18 protein-coding genes and 3 pseudogenes are annotated in these 21,457 nt (G+C 66.6%); 10 read left to right on the plus strand and 11 right to left on the minus strand.

The window, feature by feature from the left end; translation table 11 throughout:
* Nucleotides 1-107: 107 nt before the first annotated feature.
* The 4 genes and pseudogenes from U0042_RS16210 to U0042_RS16225 form a co-directional block, all read right to left on the minus strand.
* Nucleotides 108-1,386, minus strand: a pseudogene (locus tag U0042_RS16210) (MFS transporter).
* A 206-nt stretch (nt 1,387-1,592) separates the two neighbouring features.
* A complete protein-coding gene (locus tag U0042_RS16215; RefSeq protein WP_114813376.1) occupies nt 1,593-2,156 on the minus strand; it encodes a YceI family protein in 564 nt (187 codons plus the stop codon).
* A gap of 87 nt (nt 2,157-2,243) precedes the next feature.
* Nucleotides 2,244-2,831: a YceI family protein gene (locus tag U0042_RS16220; protein ID WP_114813374.1), complete on the minus strand. Its 588-nt coding sequence runs from the start codon at nt 2,829-2,831 to the stop codon at nt 2,244-2,246.
* An 8-nt stretch (nt 2,832-2,839) separates the two neighbouring features.
* Complete coding sequence (locus U0042_RS16225) at nt 2,840-3,400, minus strand: cytochrome b (protein WP_114813372.1); 561 nt, start codon at nt 3,398-3,400, stop codon at nt 2,840-2,842.
* A 572-nt stretch (nt 3,401-3,972) separates the two neighbouring features.
* On the opposite strand from U0042_RS16225, the gene U0042_RS16230 reads away from it, so the two are divergent.
* The 5 genes and pseudogenes from U0042_RS16230 (at nt 3,973) to U0042_RS16250 (ending at nt 9,484) form a co-directional block, all read left to right on the plus strand.
* Entirely contained in the window at nt 3,973-4,737 is a 765-nt protein-coding gene (locus U0042_RS16230) for a paraquat-inducible protein A (protein WP_114813369.1), read from the plus strand.
* Between the two features lie 7 nt (nt 4,738-4,744).
* Nucleotides 4,745-5,449 (plus strand): paraquat-inducible protein A, encoded by a 705-nt coding sequence (locus U0042_RS16235; protein WP_114813367.1) that lies wholly within the window; start codon nt 4,745-4,747, stop codon nt 5,447-5,449.
* Nucleotides 5,446-7,132: pseudogene (locus U0042_RS16240) on the plus strand (intermembrane transport protein PqiB). Before U0042_RS16235 ends, U0042_RS16240 begins: the two are co-directional and overlap by 4 nt.
* A gap of 155 nt (nt 7,133-7,287) precedes the next feature.
* Nucleotides 7,288-7,974: pseudogene (locus U0042_RS16245) on the plus strand (PqiC family protein); the annotation flags it as partial.
* Between the two features lie 187 nt (nt 7,975-8,161).
* Entirely contained in the window at nt 8,162-9,484 is a 1,323-nt protein-coding gene (locus U0042_RS16250) for a THUMP domain-containing class I SAM-dependent RNA methyltransferase (RefSeq protein ID WP_114813363.1), read from the plus strand.
* A 90-nt stretch (nt 9,485-9,574) separates the two neighbouring features.
* Here the strand turns inward: U0042_RS16250 and U0042_RS16255 are convergent, their stop codons facing one another.
* Nucleotides 9,575-9,916, minus strand: a complete 342-nt coding sequence (locus U0042_RS16255) for an ArsR/SmtB family transcription factor (protein ID WP_114813361.1) — start codon at nt 9,914-9,916, stop codon at nt 9,575-9,577.
* A 281-nt stretch (nt 9,917-10,197) separates the two neighbouring features.
* Here U0042_RS16255 and U0042_RS16260 point away from each other — a divergent pair, with 281 nt between their 5' ends.
* Together U0042_RS16260 and U0042_RS16265 are read left to right on the plus strand one after the other, a co-directional pair.
* On the plus strand, nt 10,198-10,587 hold the full coding sequence (locus tag U0042_RS16260; RefSeq protein WP_114813359.1) for a VOC family protein: 390 nt from the start codon (nt 10,198-10,200) through the stop codon (nt 10,585-10,587).
* 83 nt (nt 10,588-10,670) lie between these two features.
* A complete protein-coding gene (locus U0042_RS16265) occupies nt 10,671-11,357 on the plus strand; it encodes a helix-turn-helix transcriptional regulator (protein WP_017776993.1) in 687 nt (228 codons plus the stop codon).
* A 40-nt stretch (nt 11,358-11,397) separates the two neighbouring features.
* Here the strand turns inward: U0042_RS16265 and U0042_RS16270 are convergent, their stop codons facing one another.
* From U0042_RS16270 to U0042_RS16280, 3 genes are read right to left on the minus strand one after another with little or no spacing between them, the layout of a single operon-like run.
* Nucleotides 11,398-12,852 (minus strand): NAD(P)(+) transhydrogenase (Re/Si-specific) subunit beta, encoded by a 1,455-nt coding sequence (locus tag U0042_RS16270; protein ID WP_114813430.1) that lies wholly within the window; start codon nt 12,850-12,852, stop codon nt 11,398-11,400.
* Nucleotides 12,853-12,866: 14 nt separating this feature from the next.
* On the minus strand, nt 12,867-13,196 hold the full coding sequence (locus U0042_RS16275) for an NAD(P) transhydrogenase subunit alpha (protein ID WP_114813357.1): 330 nt from the start codon (nt 13,194-13,196) through the stop codon (nt 12,867-12,869).
* 14 nt (nt 13,197-13,210) lie between these two features.
* Nucleotides 13,211-14,362, minus strand: a complete 1,152-nt coding sequence (locus tag U0042_RS16280) for a Re/Si-specific NAD(P)(+) transhydrogenase subunit alpha (RefSeq protein WP_114813355.1) — start codon at nt 14,360-14,362, stop codon at nt 13,211-13,213.
* Nucleotides 14,363-14,695: 333 nt separating this feature from the next.
* Here U0042_RS16280 and U0042_RS16285 point away from each other — a divergent pair, with 333 nt between their 5' ends.
* The 3 genes from U0042_RS16285 to U0042_RS16295 all read left to right on the plus strand — a co-directional run bounded on the left by U0042_RS16285 (nt 14,696) and on the right by U0042_RS16295 (nt 18,358).
* Nucleotides 14,696-15,187 carry an NUDIX hydrolase gene (locus U0042_RS16285; protein WP_114813353.1) on the plus strand — a complete coding sequence of 164 codons (492 nt, stop codon included), beginning with the start codon at nt 14,696-14,698 and terminating at the stop codon, nt 15,185-15,187.
* Between the two features lie 144 nt (nt 15,188-15,331).
* Nucleotides 15,332-16,510 carry a tRNA 2-thiouridine(34) synthase MnmA gene (mnmA, locus tag U0042_RS16290; RefSeq protein ID WP_114813351.1) on the plus strand — a complete coding sequence of 393 codons (1,179 nt, stop codon included), beginning with the start codon at nt 15,332-15,334 and terminating at the stop codon, nt 16,508-16,510.
* A gap of 234 nt (nt 16,511-16,744) precedes the next feature.
* Complete coding sequence (locus U0042_RS16295) at nt 16,745-18,358, plus strand: FMN-binding glutamate synthase family protein (protein WP_114813349.1); 1,614 nt, start codon at nt 16,745-16,747, stop codon at nt 18,356-18,358.
* A 169-nt stretch (nt 18,359-18,527) separates the two neighbouring features.
* On the opposite strand, the gene U0042_RS16300 is transcribed toward U0042_RS16295, so the two are convergent.
* The 3 genes from U0042_RS16300 to U0042_RS16310 are packed head-to-tail and all read right to left on the minus strand — an operon-like array spanning nt 18,528 to nt 21,311.
* On the minus strand, nt 18,528-19,388 hold the full coding sequence (locus U0042_RS16300) for an ABC transporter permease (protein ID WP_114813347.1): 861 nt from the start codon (nt 19,386-19,388) through the stop codon (nt 18,528-18,530).
* Between the two features lie 21 nt (nt 19,389-19,409).
* Nucleotides 19,410-20,228, minus strand: a complete 819-nt coding sequence (locus U0042_RS16305) for an ABC transporter ATP-binding protein (protein WP_114813427.1) — start codon at nt 20,226-20,228, stop codon at nt 19,410-19,412.
* Nucleotides 20,229-20,279: 51 nt separating this feature from the next.
* Nucleotides 20,280-21,311: an ABC transporter substrate-binding protein gene (locus tag U0042_RS16310; RefSeq protein ID WP_114813345.1), complete on the minus strand. Its 1,032-nt coding sequence runs from the start codon at nt 21,309-21,311 to the stop codon at nt 20,280-20,282.
* Nucleotides 21,312-21,457: the final 146 nt, after the last annotated feature.

Below are 21,457 nucleotides of genomic sequence, written 5' to 3' on the forward strand. Positions count from 1 at the left end.
GTCGGCGTAAAAACGAAGGCCGGTTCGAAAGAACCGGCCTTCGTGCTTTTAAGGCGCCCGCCGTGGCACGCCGCCACGACGGACCACGTCCTCGACTTGATGCTCGTCTACCGAAACTGCAGCTTGCGCCGCGCCGCGATCAACGCAGCAATGCTCAATGCCGCAGCAAGCATCACGTAGAACGCGGGCGCCACCTTCGTGCCGGTCGCGCGAATCAGCCACGCGATGATGAACGGCCCGAACCCGCCGAAGACGGTCACCGCGACGTTATAGGCGAGCGACATGCCGGTGGTGCGCGTCTGTACCGGAAATATCTCGGACAGCAGCCCCGGCAGCGACGCGAAGTAGCCCGTCATCAGCAAGCCGAACACGGCCTCGATGACGAGCAGCGTGCCGAAGCCGGGATGGGCGACCAGCCAGGCGAAGCCCGGCAGGATCAGGACGAAGAGCAACACGGCCGAGGCGAGCATGAGCCGCGTGCGGCCATGCACGTCCGAGAAGTGCCCGAACACGGGCGCGAGCACGAGCTGGATCACGCCCACGAGCATGATAGCCGCGAACGACACCGACGGCGACAGCCCCAACTGCTTCACGCCGTAAGTGGGCATGAAAAGCACGAGGTACGTCGCGACGGTGCCGAGCACCACCGCGCCCATCGCGATCAGAAGGCGCAGCTTCTGCGAGGCGAACGTGTCGCGCAACGGTGTAGGGGTGGTTTCGGCGGCGAGGAACTCGGGTGTCTCGTCAAGGCGCGAGCGGATGTACCACGCCACCGGGCCGATCAAGAGTCCGAAGACGAACGGCACGCGCCAGCCCCAGGCGTCCATCTGCTGCGGCGTGAGCGCGCCGGAGAGGAACGTGCCGAAGGTAGCCGCAAGCAGCGTCGTGAGACCCTGGCTCGCGATCTGCCAGCTCGCATAGAAACCGCGCCGCGCGGGCACGTGCTCGGCGAGAAACGCGGTGGCGCTGCCGAACTCGCCGCCGGCCGAAAAGCCCTGCACCAGACGCGCCAGCACGAGCACGATGGGCGCAGCCACGCCAATCGACGCATAACCGGGCAGCACCGCGATCACGAGCGTGCCCGCCATCATCAGCAGGATGGAAAGCGTGAGCGCCGCCTTGCGTCCGCGCAGGTCCGCATAGGCGCCCAGCACGATGGCACCGAGCGGCCGCATGAAGAACGACACACGACACGCCGAAGGTGCCGAGCGTGAGCAGCAGCGAAACCGTATCGTTGCCGGCGGGAAAGAAGAGCCGCGAGATGACGACCGCAAAAAAGCCGTAGACGACGAGATCGAACCATTCCAGCGCGTTGCCGATGGATGCCGCCACGATCAGCCGCCAGGAGCGGCTACCGGTGGCGACAGCCGGCGGGATTGCCGTCATGCCTCTGTTCATCGCAACCTCCGTGTGTGTGTCGTTCTAGTAGTGACCGGTACTGACCGCCTTCTTTGCTGCTCCGTGGTTTGCAGCCGCTCGATTTGCAGCTTCCATGCCCGCGCACTTGCGGCGCGCGCCTGTGTGGTTCGTTCCGCTCGTGCCGTCGGCTCAAACGCGGGGCCGCTCGCCAACAGCGCCGCCCCGCGCGATGCCTATTGCTTGATGCCTTCGGCCTGAATGTGCAGCGTCGTCTGCATGCTGAAGCCGTAGTCCCTGCCGAACGCGAGGCCATAGTCCGAGCGGTCGAACGTGGCGCTCGCCTCCACGCCGCAGACCTCGCGCTTGTACAACGGGTGCGGCATGCACTTGAACGACTCGATCTTCAGCGCGAGCGGCTTCGTTACGCCGTGCAGCGTGAAATCGCCATCCACTTCCACGGGCCGGTCGCCGTCGAAGCGAATCCGCGTGCCCTTGTAGACGGCCTTGGGATATTTCGTGACGTCGAAGAACTCGGCCTCCTTCAGGTGATCGTCGAGCTTGGTGTTGCCGGTATCGATGGAGGCGACGTCGACGGTCACGTCCACCGTGCCCGTCTTCGCCTGACGGTCCAGCGCGACCGTGCCCGAGGTCTTCGTGAACTTCCCGCGCCAGATCGAGAGGCCGCCTAAGTGATCGGCCTCGAAGCTCGGATAGGTGTGGGTGGGGTCCAGCATATAGGTGTCGGCGGCGAACACGCCGGCCGAAGCGAACGACAGCGACGCGCCGAGCGCCGCCATGGCAAACCGCTGTGATTTCTTCAAGTCCTGCCCTCCTCAAAGACAATCGACGACACGAAACACCGCGACGCCCAGCAGCAACGCCACCTATTTGCGCGCGGCAACGATGTGAAACTTGATGACCACTTCGTCGGCCACGGTCGAGGTGTCCTTCCAGTCGCCCGTGCCCACGTCGAACTGCAGGCGGTGAATCGGCAGCGTGCCGTCGAAGACCTGCATCGAGCCTTGCTGTGAATACGCGACCGGCACCACCACGGTCTGCGACTTGCCCTTGATCGTGAGCTTGCCTGTCACCTTGTACTGGTTGCCGCCCGCCGGCGCGATGGCGCTGGAGACGAAGGTGGCCTGCGGCCAGGTCTTCGCGTCGAACCAGTCCTTGCCGCGCACCGAGTCGTTGAAGCTTTCGTCGCCCAGGTCGTAGCTGGCCACGTCCACGGTGAACTGGGCGCTGCCCGCGGCAGGCTTCGCGGGATCGAAGCTGAGCTGCGCGGTGAATTTCCTGAACCGGCCTTCCACCGGCACGTTCATCTGCTTCGAGGTCGCGGTAATCGAACTCTTCGCGAGATCGACCTGGCTTGCCGCGCCGGTGTCGGCGAGCGCGCGGCCCGGCGCCGCAGCGTTGAGAGAAGCCGCGGCGAACACGGCCAGCATGTAGCGATAGAACGAACCCTTCATGTTTGCCCTTATTTGAGGAACGGAATCATGCGCGACAGCAGGCCGTCGCGGTCCAGCCATTGATGCTTGATCGCCGCCGCCACGTGCAGCACCACGAGCCCGGCGAGCGAGTAATCGAGCGTGACGTGCACCGTGCGAAACACCGTCTTCAGCACGGGATCGGGGCCGATCAGCATGGGCAGCTGCACGAGCCCCAGATACACGACCGGCACGTTGGCCGCGGAACTGAACAGATAACCCGAGACCGGAACGGCCACCATCAGCACATAGAGCAGCACGTGCACGCCGTGGGCGAGCACGCGTTGCCAGCCCGGCATACGGCGCGGCAGCGGCGGCGCCCGGTGCGTGGCGCGCCAGACGATGCGCAGCACGGCGAGCGCGAACACCGTCACGCCGATCCACTTGTGCCAGGAGTAATAGCGAAGCTTGGTGGGCGTGAGGCCCGGGATGCCGGTCATCACCCAGCCGAGCGCGAAGGCACAGACGATGAGAAGTGCGATCAGCCAGTGGAACCCGATTGCCGTGCGGGTGTACGGCTCGGGCGAGCCAAAGTAAGGACGGGATGGCATGACGATCCGGACGCTAACGCATTACGTTCAACGTGGCAGCCGGCGCGCTTATTCCGTCCGTCAGGCAAAATGCGGAGCGCGAAGGCCGCCGCTCATGCCGCGCTGGCGTCCGGGGAAGCGAGGACACCACGCAGCCCTGCAAACGGCGAATGACCCGGTACGGTACGAAAAGCTTCCGCAGAAAGCGGCCGCGGAAACAGCGGACAACAGCCGGGGATGTCAAGGCCGCCATGCTACTCCAGCCCGGCGCCGTCCGGCATGAAGACTCGCAGACCGGCACAACGGAACGAAAAGAGCGCGCGAGGGTCGATATTCCGGCATTCGGCACGGTCCGGCGCCCGCCGCTTCGCCCGGCCCGCCGCGCTCGCCGCCGCAGCCTTGATGTGCGTGGCAGCAGGCGGGTTTGGTAACATGGTGGCGCCTTCTGGACCGTCCAGCCGGTCTGTAACGCGACACGGCGCCCCGCACGGCCAGTTTCGATGCGGGGCTCCTCGCAGACGATCAGGCCATCCCGCCCACTTGGGCCCTTCAGGCCGGTCAAACCGCTTAGGCCGTTTATCCAGCACGCCCACATGGAACGAGACAATCTGATCGCATGTCACGAGTGCGACGCGCTGTTCCGCAAGCCGCTGCTGCGCGCCCGGCTCACCGCGCGCTGCCCGCGCTGCGGCGCCGTGCTCTATCACGGCTCGTCCGCGCAACTGGACCGCATCTGCGCGATGACGCTCGGTGCGCTCATCACGTTCATCATTGCCCAGTCGTTTCCGATCCTCGAACTCGACGCGAACGGCGTCACCTCTCGCTCCAGCCTGTTCGGCGCGCTGGTCGTGCTGTGGGAAGAGCACATGGAGCTCGTCGCCGTGATGGTGTTCTGCTCCACGATCCTGTTCCCGCTGACCGAGCTGGTCGCCCTGCTCTACGTGCTGCTGCCCGTGCGCCAGGGCCACGTGCCACCGGGCTTCAACCGCGTGCTGCGCGCCATCCAGTTCGTGCGGCCCTGGGGGATGATCGAGGTCTTCATGCTGGGCGTGCTCGTCACCATCGTGAAGATGGTGAGCCTCGCGCGCGTGATTCCCGACGTCGCGCTGTTCGGCTTCGGCGCGCTCACGCTGATGTCCACCGTGGTCGTGACCTTCGATTCGCGCACGCTCTGGGACATCGCCGACGAACTGCGCGCCCGCCACGGCTCGAGCCAGCGCGGGCGGGTGAGGCCATCGCGGCCGTCGGGCGGTCGCCACGGCGGCAGTCCTGGCGGCAAATCGGGCAAAAAAGCGAGCGGCAGCGCGGGCGCCGTGCCCGGCCGCCGTCCCGCCGCGCTCGCAGCGCGCAAGGACTGACGCCGCGATGAAATACGTCACGGCCAGGCGTGCCGGCCTCGTTTCGTGCCATGCGTGCGGGCGCGTGCAGCCCTGGCTGCGCTCCGTCGGCAAACAGCATTGCTCGCGCTGCGACGCGGTGCTGCACCGGCGCAATCCCGACAGCCTCATGCGCACCTGGGCGCTGCTCGCCGCCGCCGCTATCCTCTACATTCCGGCCAACCTGCTGCCCATCATGCATACGTCCTCGCTCGTAGGCAGCGACGACAACACGATCATGAGCGGCGTGGTCTACTTCTGGACCTCGGGCGAATGGCCGCTCGCCGTAATCGTGTTCGTGGCGAGCATCGTGGTGCCCATGCTCAAGCTGTCGGTGCTCACGCTGCTCACGCTCACCGCGCAGCGCCGCTCCGCGTGGCGGCCCAACGAACGCGTGCGGCTCTACCGCATCGTCGAGTTCATCGGTCGATGGTCGATGCTGGACGTCTTCGTGGTCACCATGACCGTGGCGCTGGTGCGCTTCCAGTCGCTGGCGGTCATTACGGCGGGGCCCGGCGCGCTGGCATTCGGCTCGGTCGTGATTCTCACCATGATCGCCTCGATGCAGTTCGACCCGCGCCTGATCTGGGACGCGGTCGAGGAAGACGGGCCGTGGGCGGGCTCAGTGTCGTCCGCGCCGGCCTCGCCAACCAAAAACAAACAATCACCCTCACCAGAGGATCCTGCTTCATGAACAGCACGCAAGGACCCACGCCGCCGGAACCAGGCGAGCCACAGGACCCGCGCCCCGCACACGGAGCCGGCGCGTCTGTGCCGCCCGCTATGCCGCCCGAGCTTCCGGACCCCGACGTCGAGCCGCCCCGCCGCTGGCTGCCTTCGCTCGTCTGGATCGTGCCGCTGCTCGCCGCGCTGATCGGCGTGGCGCTCGTCGTGAAGTCCGTGCTCGCGCAAGGGCCCAACATCACGATCAGCTTCGTGAGCGCCGAAGGGCTGGAGCCCGGCAAGACCCAGGTCAAGTACAAGGACGTCAACATCGGATCGGTGAAATCGATCCGGCTGTCGAAAGATCTCTCGCACGTGCTGGTGCAGGTGGAACTCACCAAGGAAGCCGAGAACTTCGCGGTAAAGGACAGCCGCTTCTGGATCGTGCGTCCGCGCGTGGGTACGACGGGCGTGTCCGGGCTCGGCACGCTGCTTTCGGGCGCCTACATCGGCGTGGATGCGGGCCGCTCCAGCGAAAGCGAAACGAATTTCGTCGGCCTCGAAACCCCGCCGCCCGTCACCATCGACCAGAAGGGCCACCAATACACGCTGCACGGCGACTCGCTCGGCTCCATCGACATCGGCTCGCCCATCTTCTATCGCCGCGTGCAGGTGGGCCAGGTCACGGGCTTTTCGCTGGACAAGGGCGGTACGGGCGTCACGGTGCAAGTGTTCGTCTCCGCGCCCTACGACCAGTACGTGGGCACCAACACGCGCTGGTGGCATGCAAGCGGCGTGGACCTGCGGCTCGACGCCAGCGGCCTCAAGCTCAACACGCAGTCGCTCGCCACGGTGATCGTGGGCGGCCTCGCATTCCAGGCGCCGCCCGGCCAGGCCGCGGGCCCCAACGCGCCCAACGGCACGATGTTCCGGCTCGGCGCCGACGAGAGCGACGCGATGCGCGAGCCCGACGGCATTCCGGTGCGCGTCGTGATGAACTTCAACCAGTCGCTGCGCGGCCTGTCGGTGGGCGCGCCCGTCGACTTCCGCGGCATCGTGCTGGGCCAGGTGACCGACATCGGCGTCGACTACGATCCGAAGACGCACGAGTTCACGATGCCGGTCACGATGGACCTCTACCCCGACCGCCTGCGCCGCCACTCGCGCAACCAGATGCCGATGCAAAGCACGCCCGAGGCGAGCGAGATGCTGAAGACGCTGGTGAAGCACGGCCTGCGCGGCCAGCTGCGCACGGGCAACCTGCTCACCAACCAGCTCTACGTCGCGCTCGACCTGTTCCCGAAGGCGCCCCCCCGCCACCGTGGACGTCACGCGCGAACCCATCGAGCTGCCCACCATTCCGAATACGCTCGACGAACTGCAACTGCAGGTGGCCGACATCGCGAGGAAGCTCGACAAGGTGCCGTTCGACCAGATCGGCACCAACCTCAACAGCGCGCTCAAGAACGCCGACCGTCTGTTCTCGCGGCTCGACACCGAAGTGGTGCCGCAGGCGCGCGACACGCTCTCGGCCGCGAAGCAGACCTTCGGCGCCGCCGAAGCCACGCTCCAGCAAGACTCGCCGCTGCAGTCCGACGTGCACCAGGCGCTGCAGGAACTCACGCGCACGCTGCAGTCGCTCAACGCGCTGTCCGATTACCTCGAACGCCACCCCGAATCGCTGCTGCGCGGCAAGCCGGGAGACAAACCATGAAAAACGTACCGCGTCGTACCCTGCCTCGCGCGCTGGCCGCCGCCATCGCGCTCACGATGCTGGCCACGCTCGCCGCGTGCTCTTCGTCGCCGCCCAGCCGTTTCTATACGCTCAGTGCGGCGACCGATGCCGGCGCCGGCACGGCTCAGCGCACAACAGCGCCCGCCGCCAATCCTGCGCTGCTGATCGAAGTGGCGCCGGTCGACATGCCGTCGCAGGTGGCGCGCAACCAGCTCGTCGTGCAGAAAGACGCGAACGAGGTGAGCGTGCTCGAAGAGCAACGCTGGGCGTCGCTGCCCGGCGACGAAGTGCGGCGCGCGCTTTCGGGCGACCTCGCGCAGCGGCTCGGCACCATCGACGTCTACGGCGCGCCGTATCCCGAAGGCGTGCCGGTGTATCGCGTGAGCGTCAACGTGCATCGCTTCGAATCGTGGCCTGGCTCGCATGCGCTGATCGACGCCGTGTGGAGCGTGCGGCCGGTGGGCAGCCGCGCCGTCATGACGTGCCGCAGCGTGGCGAGCGTACCGGTGGCAAGCGGCTACGACGCCCTCGTGGACGGCCATCGCCGCGCGGTGCAGGCGATCGCCGCGGCCATTGCGGGCGGCGTGCAGTCGCTCGCGGCGCTGCCGCGGGCAGCGGATATGGGTACGGGTACGGGTACGGGTGCGACCGCGAGTGCGGGTGCGGGCAAAAGCGCCTCCCGGGCGACGGCGGCGCGAACGGCGTCAGCGGCGGGGACCAGCGCGGCGTCGGCTGCGCCTCTCGTGCCCTGCCCCGCCACGGCAATGTCGCCGGTTGCCGCTTCGGTCGGTTCGTCCGCGGCTGTTGGCTCGGGCAGTTGACGCCATCAGGCGGCGCCGTTTCGCGCGGCACAACGCGCAAGCCGAACCGGTGCCGCCGCGGCGGAAGCTGTAGAAGCGACGGCAGCCGCAATGCCGCGCAACAAAGCATGACGCCCACACGAAGCGGCCGGCCGCCCAAACCCGACCGCGTACAATAGCGCCTTCCCCGCAGCGTTCCGCCCTCCTCATGTCTTTCGATTTCTTCGTTCCCTGTCCGCGCGGTCTCGAAGCCGCCCTCGCCGCCGAAATTGCCGAGATCGGCTCGCGCCATCTGCGCGCCGGCGCCCTGCAACCGGGCAGCGACGTGCCGGGCGGCGTGCATTTCCGCGGCGACTGGTCGGCCGGCATGGCCGTTAACCTGCACTCGCGCATCGCGAGCCGCGTGCTGCTCAAGATCGCACAGCAGCCGTACCGCAACGAGCACGACATCTACAACTTCGCGCACGAGCAGCGCTGGGAACAGTGGTTTTCGGCCAACGAGACGTTGCGCGTCGACATCACGGCGATCAAGTCGCCGCTGCGCAGCCTGGAATTCGCGACGCTGCGCGTGAAGGACGCGGTCTGCGACCGCCTGCGCGAAGTGAGCGGCGCGCGCCCGAGCATCGATACCGCCGTGCCCGACGTGCGCGTCTTCGCATTCCTCACGGCCGCCGAGTGCACGCTGTATCTCGATACCTCGGGCGAGCCGCTCTTCAAGCGCGGCTGGCGGCTCGACAAGGGCGCGGCGCCGCTGCGCGAAAACCTGGCCGCGGGCATCCTGCGCCTCACCGGCTGGACGCCGGGCACGCCGCTCTACGACCCGATGTGCGGCAGCGGCACGTTCCTCGCCGAGGCGGCACAGATCGCGCTCAACATCGCGCCCGGCGTGGACCGCCGTTTCGGTTTCGAAAAGCTCAAGCAGTACGACATCACGGCATGGCAGACGCTGAAGGTCGCGGCCATGGACGCGAGGCGCGCCGCCCGCGGCGCCCGCGCGAATCTGCAGATCTACGGCAGCGACATTTCGGGCGACATGCTGGACAAGGCGCGGGCGAACATCGAGCGCGCGGGTCTGCCGGCGATGCCGCTCAAGCAGATCGATGCGCGCGCCATGACGCCGCCCACCGACACGCCCGGCATCCTCGTGGCGAACCCGCCCTATGGCGAGCGGATCGAAGTGAGGGGCCGCGGCCCGCGCGGCGAGATTCGCGACACCGGCCGCCGGTCCGAGCGTGATGCCTACGACGACGAAGGCTTTCGCCGCGCCCAGCCCGATGCGCCGGACAGCGAGTTCTTCCACGCTATCGGCGACGCGCTCAAGCAGCGCTTCACGGGCTGGCACGCGTTCTTCCTCACGTCGGACCGCAAGCTTCCCGGTCAGCTGCGGCTGCGCGAATCGGCCAAGACGCCGCTCTTCAACGGCGCGCTCGAATGCCGGCTGTTCCGCTTCGACCTGATCGCGGGCAGCGTGCGGCAACGGCCGAACGCCGCCGCGCCGGGCGAAGACGGCGGAGAAGCCAGCGGGGGTTGAACTTGCGCTGAGCCGCAACGGGCGGTTCCGCGGCGCAGCGACCATTCCTCGGCAGCGTTTCAGGCCACGGTAGCCGGCATCACGCGTTCATCACCCTTCCCGTTCGCCCTCATCCCCCGCGTCGGCGCGCGCCTCGAGCCCACGCTTGAGGTCGTGCAGCGCGCGCAGCCGGTCGCGTTCGAACTTGCCGATCCAGCGCTCCGCAATCTCGTGGATCGGCACCGGATTCAGGTAATGCAGCTTTTCGCGACCGCGCCAGGCGGTCGCCACCAGATTCGCTTCTTCCAGTAGCGCCAGGTGCTTGCTCACGGCCTGGCGCGTCATCGCGAGGCCCTCGCAGAGTTCGCCCAGCGTTTGTCCATTGCGCGCGTGCAGCAGGTCGAGCAGCTGACGGCGCGTCGGGTCTGCCAGCGCCTTGAATACGGCGTCCATACGTCGATTGAAGTCCTCGTTCGTCTCTCGCGGCCTGCCGCTTCTGTGTTCGCAGATGCGCACGACGATGCGCGTGCAGGCTTGCCGTCGGCGTCCATTATGCAACCATGAGGTTGCACGTCAAGCGCCGCGCGGCAGGCGGTTCGTTAAAGCCGTTTTCAAGCCCGCTCTTTCACTCGGCCCAGCAAAGCTACTGACAGAACGCTGTCAGCAGCGGCCCCGCACACTTCCATCACGCCATCCGGCGCCTTCAGGACTTACCGACAATCAAGGAGCGTGTCATGTCAGCAGATCAATCGCGCGTCATCGCCTGGTTCGACATTCCGGCCGTGGACTTCGACCGCGCCACCCGTTTCTACGAAGCCGCGCTCGACGTCGAACTGCGGCGCGAAGTGGTGAGCGGCATTCCGATGGCCATCTTCGGCCGCGGCGAAGCCGACACCGGCGGCTGCATCGTGTTCAACCCGCAGCAGCAGAAACCCGACAACGACGGCGTGCTGGTCTACCTCAACGCAAAGCCCACGGTGACGGCGGCGCTCGAGCGCGTGGAGCGTGCGGGCGGCAAGAAGCAGGGGCCGGCTATCGAGCTGCCGAACAACTACGGCTACATCGGCTACTTCATCGATACCGAAGGCAACCGCGTCGGACTGCATTCGCTCAAGCTGGCTTAAGCGAAGAAAGCACGGCACGAGCGGTTCGCCGCCGTTGCCGTGCGCGCTATGATCGCCGCATTCCACCCACCGCACCCGCCACGATGACCCGTCGCGCCGACCGCCTGTTCCAGATCGCCGAGCTGCTGCGCGGCCGGCGGCTCACGACTGCGCAGCAGCTGGCCGAATGGCTCAACGTGTCGGCGCGCACCGTGTATCGCGACGTGCGCGACCTGCAGCTTTCGGGCGTGCCGATCGAAGGCGAAGCGGGCATCGGCTACCGGCTCTCGCGAGCGGCGAGCCTGCCGCCACTCATGTTCACCGCCGACGAACTCGCGGCGCTCGCCACCGGCGCGCGGATGCTCGAAACGTGGGGCGGCGCGGGCCTCGCGGGCGGTGCCCGCAGCGCGCTCGCGAAAATCGCCTCGGCCATGCCGGCCGACAAGCGCGCAGCGCTCGAACGGCTCGCCGTGTTCGTGCCGTCGTTTCATATCGACGGCGAGTTTTCGAAGAAGGTGGACACGCTGCATCGCGCCGTGGATACGCGGCTCGTGGTGAGCTTCGGCTACGAGGACCGGCTGGGCGCACAGACCGAGCGGCGCGTGTGGCCGCTCGGTCTCGTCTACTGGGGCGGGCGCTGGACGGTGGGCGCCTGGTGCGAATTGCGCGAGGACTTCCGCAACTTCGACATCGCGCGCATGAAGGGCGTGGCCGTGCACGAGCACTTTCCCGACATGAGCGGCCGGCGCCTCGCGGACTATCTGCGCGTGGTGAACGCGCCGTCGCGGTGACGGCGCGCGCTCATGACGCCGACGTCAACGTCGACGTGGACTACTCCACCGACTTCACCATGTCCTCGATCACCTTCTTCGCGTCGCCGAATACCATCATCGTCTTGTCCATATAGAACAGCTCGTTGTCGAGACCGGCGTAGCCCGCCGCCATCGACCGCTTGTTGACGATGACCGTGCGCGCCTTGTACGCCTCGATGATCGGCATGCCCGCAATCGGCGACTTCGGATCGTTCTTCGCCGCGGGGTTCACCACGTCGTTCGCGCCGAGCACCAGCACCACGTCGGTCTGGCCGAACTGGTTGTTGATGTCGTCCATCTCGAAGACGAGGTCGTAGGGCACCTCGGCTTCGGCGAGCAGCACGTTCATGTGCCCCGGCATGCGGCCCGCCACGGGGTGAATGGCGTAGCGCACGTCGATGCCCTTTTCGATGAGCTTGTCGGTGAGCTCCTTCAACGCGTGCTGCGCGCGGGCGACCGCGAGCCCGTAGCCCGGCACGATCACCACCGTTTCCGCGTTGCCGAGCATGAACGACGCGTCTTCGGCCGAACCCGACTTCACCGGCCGCTGTTCCTGCGCGCCGCCCGCCGCAGCCGCGCCCGGCTCCGCGCCGAAGCCGCCCAGCAGCACGTTGAAGAACGAGCGGTTCATCGCATGGCACATGATGTACGAGAGAATCGCGCCCGACGACCCCACCAGCGACCCCGCAATGATCAGCATCGCGTTGTTGAGCGAGAAGCCGATGCCCGCCGCGGCCCAGCCCGAGTACGAGTTGAGCATCGACACCACGACGGGCATGTCCGCCCCGCCGATCGGGATGATGATGAGCACGCCGAGCGCGAATGCGATCACCGTCATGATGATGAACGGCAGCCACGATTGCGTGAGAAAGAAGATCACGCCGAAGCCGACCATCGCGATGGCGAGCATGAGGTTCAGCAGATGCTGGCCCGCATACACGACCGGCGCGCCCTGGAAGAGCCGGAACTTGTACTTGCCCGAGAGCTTGCCGAACGCGATCACCGAACCTGAGAACGTGATCGCCCCCACGAACGTGCCAATGAAGAGTTCGATGCGGTTGCCGTAGGGCAGGAAGCCCGCATACGGCGCGTCCTCGGCGCCCAGACCGAAGGCGGCCGGTTCCGCCACGACCGCATATGCGATGCACACGGCAGCGAGACCGATCAGCGAGTGCATGGCCGCCACGAGTTCGGGCATCTTCGTCATTTCGACGCGCGCGGCCACATAGGCGCCAATCGCACCGCCCACCACGAGCGCACCGAACAACAGCCCAAGGCCGAGACCGAGGTTCGAACCCAGGTAGCCGGCCTGCTTCACGATCAGCGCGATGGTGGTGAGGATGGCGATGGCCATGCCCACCATGCCGAACAGGTTGCCGGCCCGCGCGCTCTTCGGATTGGACAGCCCCTTGAGCGCCTGGATGAAGCACACCGAGGCCAGCAGGTAGAGCAGCGTCACCACGTTCATGCTCACGAAGTTCAGCCCCATCATGCGCCCTCCTTGCCGGTGGCGCCGCCCTGCTTCCTGGGTTCTTTCTTCCGGAACATCTCCAGCATTCGCCTTGTCACCAGAAAGCCGCCGAACACGTTCACGGCCGCGAGCAACACGGCAAGCGTGCCGAAGAACTTGCCGGCGCCGCCCACCGTGAGCGCCGTGGCGAGCATGGCGCCCACGATCACGATGGCCGAGATCGCGTTGGTGACTGCCATGAGCGGCGTGTGCAGCGCGGGCGTGACGTTCCACACCACGTGATAGCCCACGTAGACCGCCAGCACGAAGATGATGAGATTGATGACCGTATGGTTGATGACTTCCATCGCCGCTGTTCTCCTCATGCCTTGCGCGTGACGGCGCCGTCGCGGGCCAGCAGCGTGGCCGCGACGATGTCGTCCGCGAGATCGATGTTGAGCGTGCCTTCCTTCGTGACGATCAGCTTCAGGAAGTCGAGCAGGTTGCGCGCGTAGAGCGAAGACGCGTCCGCCGCCACCATTGCCGCCAGGTTCGTGTAGCCCACGATCGTCACGCCGTGCTTCGTCACCACCTCGTCGGCCACGGTGAGCGGGCAGTTGCCGCCGCGGCGGCCGGTGGCTTGATCGGCCACGGGGCCGCGACCCGCTGCAAGGTCTACCACGACCGAGCCCGGCTTCATGGCCTCCACCGTCTGCGCGGGCAAGAGCGTGGGGGCGTCGCGGCCGGGAATCAGCGCGGTACTGATCACGATGTCGGCCTGGCGCGCGCGTTCGTGCACGAGCGCCGATTGCCGCGCGAGCCACGACGGCGGCATGGGCCGCGCGTAGCCGCCCACGCCTTCGGCCGCCTCGCGCTCTTCCTGCGTCTCGTAGGGCACATCGAGGAATTTCGCGCCCAGCGACTCGATCTGCTCCTTCACGGCGGGCCGCACGTCGGACGCTTCGATCACCGCGCCCAGCCGCCGCGCCGTGGCGATGGCCTGCAAACCCGCCACGCCCGCGCCGAGCACGAGCACGCGCGCCGCCTTCACCGTACCGGCGGCCGTCATCAGCATGGGCATGAAGCGAGGGTAGACGCTGGCAGCCACGAGCACCGCCTTGTAGCCGGCGATGTTGGCCTGGGACGAGAGCACGTCGAGGCTCTGCGCGCGCGTGGTGCGCGGTGCGGCTTCCAGCGAGAACGCCGTGAGCCCCGCTTCGGCGAGCTGCGCGGCATTCGCGGCATTGAACGGATCGAGCATGCCCACGAGCACGGCGCCGCGCTTCATGAACGGCAGCTCGCTCACGGAGGGCGACTGCACCTTGAGCACGAGGTCGGCGGCGAAGGCGGTGGCCGCGTCCGTGATCTCGGCACCGACGGCAACGTAGGCCTCGTCGGTGAAGCTCGCGGCGGTGCCGGCGCCCGCCTGCACGGTGACGCGATGCCCCTGGCTCACATACTTCTTGACCGTCTCGGGCGTCGCGGCCACTCGGGTTTCGTTCGCCCGCGTCTCGGCAGGCACTCCGATATGCATCCTGGAACCCTCCTTCTTATTGCTTATCAAGCGCTCATGAAGCGAATAAAGCGAAGACAGGGGCCGGCCACGGTGCGCCGGCTTCTCGTGCAGCGGCTACCGCGCCACTTTACCCGAAAGTGGGGGGCGAACCGTAATCGGCACAATCCCGGCTGTGCGCGCCGCTTCGGGTCGGGTTCGGGCCTGTCTGGAGCGTGCCTGGAGCTTGCTTCGGGTCGCGTTCGGCCTGGTTTTTGGCCCGATGCGGGCCTGATGGGGGCCTGCTGCGGACCTGACTCGGCCCTGCAAGCGGCCCGAAGCGAGGCACGGCGCCAACCGGTAAAATGTCGGCCCATGGAACCGGAAATCTGGGCCCCGCACGTTACGGTGGCGGCCATCGTCGAGCGCGGCGGGCGTTTTCTCCTTGTCGAGGAGCACACGTCCGAAGGACTGCGGCTGAACCAGCCGGCCGGGCATCTCGAGGCGGGCGAGTCGCTCGTCGATGCGGTGACTCGCGAAACGCTCGAGGAAACGGCGCATCCGTTCGTGCCGCAGGCGCTCGTGGGCGTGTACATGACGCACTTCGGCCAACCGCACGAAAGCGGCGCCACCTACCTGCGCTTCACGTTCTGCGGCACGGCGGGCGAGGCGCTCGCAGACCGCGCGCTCGATGCCGACATCGTCCGTACGCTCTGGATGAGCGCCGACGAACTGCGCGCGGCGGGCGAACGGCATCGCACCCCGCTCGTCATGCGCTGCATCGACGATTACCTCGCGGGACGTCGCGTCCCGCTCGATTTCGTGCACACGCACGCGGTGGGGCCGCGGCGCCCGGAGCGCCCGTAAGCGCGATGGCTTCGGGCGGTCGTAGTCGAGTGATTGGCAACACCGCGCGGCAATGACCTACGGTCACGACCCGCGGCTCCGGTCCGCACGATCCATCGGCACTATCAATCGGCAGCACCAACAAGCAGCAACAGGCAGCAAGCCATGAGCAAACAAAAAGTCGTAGTGGGCATGTCGGGCGGCGTGGATTCGTCGGTCACGGCATGGCTGCTCAAGGAGCAGGGATACGACGTGGTCGGTCTTTTCATGAAGAACTGGGAAGACGACGACGACAGCGAATACTGCTCGACGCGTGAAGACTGGATCGACGTCGTGTCGGTAGCGGACTTGATCGGCATCGACGTCGAGGCCGTCAACTTCGCCGCCGAATACAAGGACCGCGTGTTCGCGGAGTTCCTGCGCGAGTACTCGGCGGGCCGCACGCCGAACCCGGACGTGCTCTGCAACGCCGAGATCAAGTTCAAGGCGTTCCTCGACCACGCCATGAGTCTCGGCGCCGAGCGCATCGCGACGGGCCACTACGCGCGCGTGCGCGAAAACGAGGGCCGCTTCGAGCTGCTGAAGGCCACGGACCACACCAAGGACCAGTCGTACTTCCTGCACCGCCTCAACCAGGCACAGCTTTCGAAGACGATGTTCCCGCTCGGCGAAATTCCGAAGACGAAAGTGCGCGAGATCGCGGCGCAGATCGGCCTGCCGAACGCGAAGAAGAAGGACTCCACGGGCATCTGCTTCATCGGCGAACGGCCGTTCCGCGACTTCCTGAACCGCTACCTGCCGACGAAGCCCGGCCCCATGAAAACGCCCGAAGGCAAGGTGGTGGGCGAGCACATCGGCCTTGCGTTCTACACGTTCGGACAGCGCAAGGGCATCGGCCTCGGCGGCAGCAAGGACGGCAGCGGCGAGCCCTGGTTCGTGGCGGCCAAAGACATTGCATCGAACACGTTGTACGTCGTGCAGGGCCACGATCATCCGTGGCTGCTTTCGGAGACGCTGCGCGCCGGCAACGTGAGCTGGGTGGCCGGCGAGTCGCCCGCGGACGGCCACGCCTGCGGCGCCAAAACCCGCTACCGCCAGGCCGACGCGGCATGCGTCTTCCACGCGCTGCCCGCTTTGGCTGCCAATACGGGCGAGGCCGACGACGCCTTCGAACTGCGCTTCACCGAAGCGCAATGGGCCGTGACGCCCGGCCAGTCCGCTGTGCTGTACGACGGCGACGTGTGCCTCGGCGGCGGCATCATCGAAAGCGCGGCGACGGCGCAGCCCACGCCGCAACCCGCCGCGCGCGAGCCGCAGCAAGCGGCGCTGCTCGGCGTGCGATAAGCCTGCACCGCGCGCGAACGAGGGTCGCCGTTCTCGTTCGCCGCGCAGCCAGGCTTCATCCTTCGCATTCCTTCGCGCGCCTTTCGGCACCTTTCGCTAGACGTCTATTCCGTCTCGCGCATCAGTGAGTTTCACAGCCGCGCCCTTCATCTTGCGGCATCATTCGGGGCACAACCGGCCGCCGCGCCGCACACGAAGTGCGGCGGCCTCCTTCGTTCACCCCGAGGAGACCGTATGTTTTCCCGACGCTATCTGGCCATGTGGTGCGCCGTGCTGCTGCTTGCCGCGTGCCTTGCCGCCGCCGCGCTCCATCACCTGTCCTGGTTCTGGAGCGTGATTCCCGCGCTCCTCGTCGCGCTCGGCCTGGCCGATCTCACCCAGGAGCGCCACGCGATCCTGCGCAACTACCCGCTCTGGGGCCATCTGCGTTTCGCGTTCGAGTTCATCCGCCCCGAAATCCGCCAGTACTTCGTCGAAGACGACACCGAAGAAAAGCCGTTCTCGCGCCAGCAGCGCAGCATCGTCTACCAGCGCGCGAAAAACGAAGTGGACAGCCGCCCCTACGGCACCGAACTCGACGTGCGCGCCGCCGGTCACGAATGGATCAGCCATTCGCTCATGCCGACGCAACTGCCCAACCACGACTTCCGCATTCTCGTCGGGCCGGAGCGCGAGCAGCCCTATGCGCTTTCCATCTTCAACGTCTCGGCCATGAGCTTCGGCTCGCTTTCCGCGAACGCGATCCGCGCGCTCAATCTGGGCGCGAAGAAAGGCGGCTTCGCCCACGACACGGGCGAAGGCTCGCTCTCGAAGTACCACCGCGAACACGGCGGCGACATCATCTGGGAAATCGCCTCGGGTTATTTCGGTTGCCGTAACGACGACGGCACCTTCAACGCCGAGAAGTTCGCGCGCGAGGCCGCGGACCCGCAGGTGAAGATGATCGAAGTGAAGCTCTCGCAGGGCGCCAAACCGGGCCACGGCGGCGTGCTGCCCGCCGCGAAGATCACACCCGAAATTGCCGAGACGCGCGGCGTGCCGATGGGCCGCGACTGCATCTCGCCCGCCACGCACTCCGAGTTCTCGACGCCGCGCGGGCTGCTCGAATTCGTCGAGCGGCTGCGCAAGCTCTCGGGCGGCAAGCCGACGGGCTTCAAGCTCTGCATCGGTCATCCTTGGGAGTTCTTCGGCATTGCCAAGGCGATGCTCGAAACAGGCATCCTGCCCGACTTCATCGTGGTGGACGGCGCCGAAGGCGGAACGGGCGCCGCACCGCTCGAGTTCACGGATCACATCGGCGTGCCGCTTCAGGAAGGGCTGCTGCTCGTGCACAACACGCTGGTGGGTTGCGGGCTGCGCGAGAAAATCCGCATCGGCGCGAGCGGCAAGATGATTACCGCATTCGACATTGCGAAGACACTCGCCATCGGCGCGGACTGGATCAACTCCGCGCGCGGCTTCATGTTCGCCGTGGGCTGCATCCAGGCGCAGACCTGCCACACGGGCCGCTGCCCGACCGGCGTCGCGACGCAAGACCCGGTGCGCCAGCGCGCGCTCGTCGTGCCCGACAAGGCCGACCGCGTATTCAACTTCCACCACAACACGCTGCACGCGCTCAAGGAAATCGTGCAGGCCGCGGGCCTCAAGCATCCGTCGGAACTGCGCGCGCATCACATCGTGCGGCGCGTCTCGTCGCACGAGGTCCAGCTGATGTCGCAACTGCTCAAGTACCTGGAGCCGGGCGATCTGCTCAGCGGCAACTACCGCTACTCGCTGTACGAACAGTGGTGGCCGGTGGCGCGCAGCGACTCGTTCACGCCGCGACTCGAAGCGGCAGTGGCGGCGTAGCAGGCCATGACGCACGCGACCCTGCGCACAAAAGAAAAGCCCCGCCGAAGCGGGGCAATGTGGTCAACGTGACGTAACCACGCGAAAGAACGGATAACGCTGAAGGCGCGGACCGATGCGATGGAGCATGGGCCGCGCCTGATGTTTTTGCGGCGCGGTCAGATGGCCTTCACACCGCCATCGGCCGCCATTTCAGCAAACGCTGCTCGATTGCGGTCAGCAGATAATCCGCGGCAAGCGCCACCACCGCCAGCACGATCATCGCCGCGAACACGCCGCTCGCGTTGAACGCGCCTTGCGCCGTGGAAATCAGCAGACCGATGCCCTGCTTCGAACCCAGGAACTCGCCCACCACGGCACCGACCAGCGCGAAGCCGAAGCTCACGTGCAGGCTCGCGAGAATCCAGCTGAGCGCCGAGGGAATCACCACCGCCGTCGTCACCTGGCGGCGCGAGGCGCCGAGAATTTGCGCGTTCGCGATCATGTAGCGGTCGGCTTCGCGCACGCCCTGGAACGCATTGGCGAACACGACGAAGAACACCATCACCACCGCCAGCGCCACCTTCGACGCCATGCCGAGACCCAGCGCGATCACGAACACCGAACCCAGCACCACGCGCGGAATCGAGTTGGCGATCTTGATGTAGATGCTGAACACGTCGGAGAGCAGCTTGTTGCGGCCCAGCACGATGCCGCAGAACACGCCGGCCACGGAACCGATCAGAAAGCCGAGGCCGGTCTCTTCCAGCGTGACCCACACCTGGGTCAAGAGCGGCCCTTGCGACGTGCCGTTGACGAACCAGTCGACGATCTGCGCGAAGATCTGCGACGGCATGGAGAAGAAGAACGGATCGATCCACTTGAGCCGTGCGGCCACTTCCCAGCCGCCCAGCACGACGACGAGCACGGCAATGCGCAGACCGATCACGAGCGCGTGGCGGCGCCGGATGCGCTGCTGGGCCACGCGCTCGACCTGGGCGAGCGCCGCGGCGTCGATGCCCACGGGCATCGCTTGTTGAGGGGTAGACATGATGTACTCCGCTTGCGTTGATTACCCGATCTGCACTTCTTCGCGCAGGTCGTGCCAGATGTCCCGCGAGATTTCGATGAAGCGCGGGTCGTAGCGCACCTCGGAGGTGATGCGCGGACGCGGCAGGTCGATCTCGTACACCTTCTTGAGCGTGGCCGGACGTGCCGTCAGCACGAACACGCGGTCGGCCAGCGCAATCGCCTCTTCCAGATCGTGCGTGACGAACACGACCGAACCCGCATTCGCCGACCACAGTTGCAGCAGTTCGTCCTGCATCAGCGTGCGGGTCTGCATGTCGAGCGCGGAGAACGGCTCGTCCATGAGCAGGATTTCCGGCTTGTTGATGAAGGTCTGCGCGAGCGCCACGCGCTTGCGCATGCCGCCCGACAGCTGATGCGGGTAGTGCTTGCCGAACTTGTCGAGGCCCACGCGACGCAGCCATTCGTTGGCTTCGTCGTAAGCCGCCGACTTCGAACGGCCGCGAAAGAGCGGTCCCGCCGCGACGTTGTCGAGCACCGAGCGCCACGGGAACACGGCGTCGGCCTGGAACACGAAGCCGATGCGCGGGTCGATGCCGTTCACGGGCTGGCCCATCACGCGCACTTCGCCCGTGGTGGGCTTGAGCAGACCCGTGATCATGCTCAATGTCGTGGACTTGCCGCAGCCCGTGGGCCCGACGACCGCAACGAACTCGCCGCGCGCCACCGACATGGTGAAGTCGCGCAACGCGATGGTCGCCTTGCCATCGGGGCTGATGAAGCGGCACGAGACGTTGCGCAGCTCGATGGCCGGCGAGCCCGTCGGCGAGCCGTTCGTTGAGGGGGATACAGGTCGATTCATCGCTTGCAGTTCCGCTGTTGTCATGACCGCCATGGGTGACTCATGCGCCGGTTATTTCGCGGCGGTCTTCACCGACGAGACGAACTCGTTCGTGTAAGTGCGCGCCAGATCGATATGTTTGCCCTTCACCGAGGGGCTGAACGACGAGAGCACCTTCAGCACCGTGTCGGGACCGTCGGCGGGCATCTTGCCGTCCTTCGTGAACATGGGCAGCGACGCCTTCAGCGCGCCCACGTAGAGGTCGCGGTTGTTGCCGTAGTAGTCCTTCGGCATCTTGTCGGCGATTTCGTCGGCGCTGTGCGTCGCGATGAAGTTCAGCGTCTTCACGAAGGCACGCGCGAGCTTCGCGGCTTCGTCCTTGTGCGACTCGGCCCACGCGCGCTGCACGTAGAAGCTCGACGCCGGATACGTGCCGCCCAGCGCCGCGCGCGTGCCGTCGAGCGTGCGCATGTCGACCAGCACCTTCGCGTCGCCGGTCTTCAGCAGTTGCGAGACGGTGGGCTCGGTCGTCATGCCCGCGTCGATGCGGCTTTGCTTGATCGCGGCGATGAAGCTCGCGTCAGCGCCCACGGGCAGCAGCGTGTATTGCGTGGACGGCACGCCGGCGCGCTGCGCGAGGTACTGCGTGAGAAAGCTCGTGGACGAACCGAGGCCCGTCACGCCCAGCGTCTTGCCCTTCACGTCGGCCATGCTCTTCAGGCTGCCGGCGGCCTTGGTCGCCACCATTTCCACTTCACCCGGCACCTGGCCGAAGATCACGAGCGCTTCGACTTCCTTGCCCTTGCTCTGCAGGTCGATGGTGTGATCGTAGAAACCCACCACGCCCTGCACGGCGCCTGCGAGCAGTTCGTTTTCCGCGTCGACGCCGGCGGGCTGCGACTGGATCTCGACGTCGAGCCCTTCTTCCTTGAAGTAGCCGAGCTGCTCGGTGAGCTTGGCCGGCAGATAGATGATCTTGGTCGCGCCGCCCACCATGATCGTGATCTTCGAGGAATCGGCCGAGGCCGGCGCCGGGGCCGCGGCAAGCGCGAAGGCCAGCGCGGCAAAACTCGACAGGGCAGCCACTTTACGCAGGGTACGCATGAAGAAAGTCTCCTTGGTTGGGCGGACCGCCTTGTGCTTCGCCCCGGTTTTGGTCTCGGGTTCAGCCTTGCGTTGGCGCGGTCCTTTCTGGGCCTGGTCTTAAGCTAGGCGTGAGGCGGATTATAAAAATGCGAAACCTTCTGCCA

Origin of the sequence: Paraburkholderia kururiensis, assembly GCF_034424375.1 — a bacterium.
In the GTDB taxonomy this organism is placed as follows: Bacteria; Pseudomonadota; Gammaproteobacteria; order Burkholderiales; family Burkholderiaceae; genus Paraburkholderia; species Paraburkholderia kururiensis_A.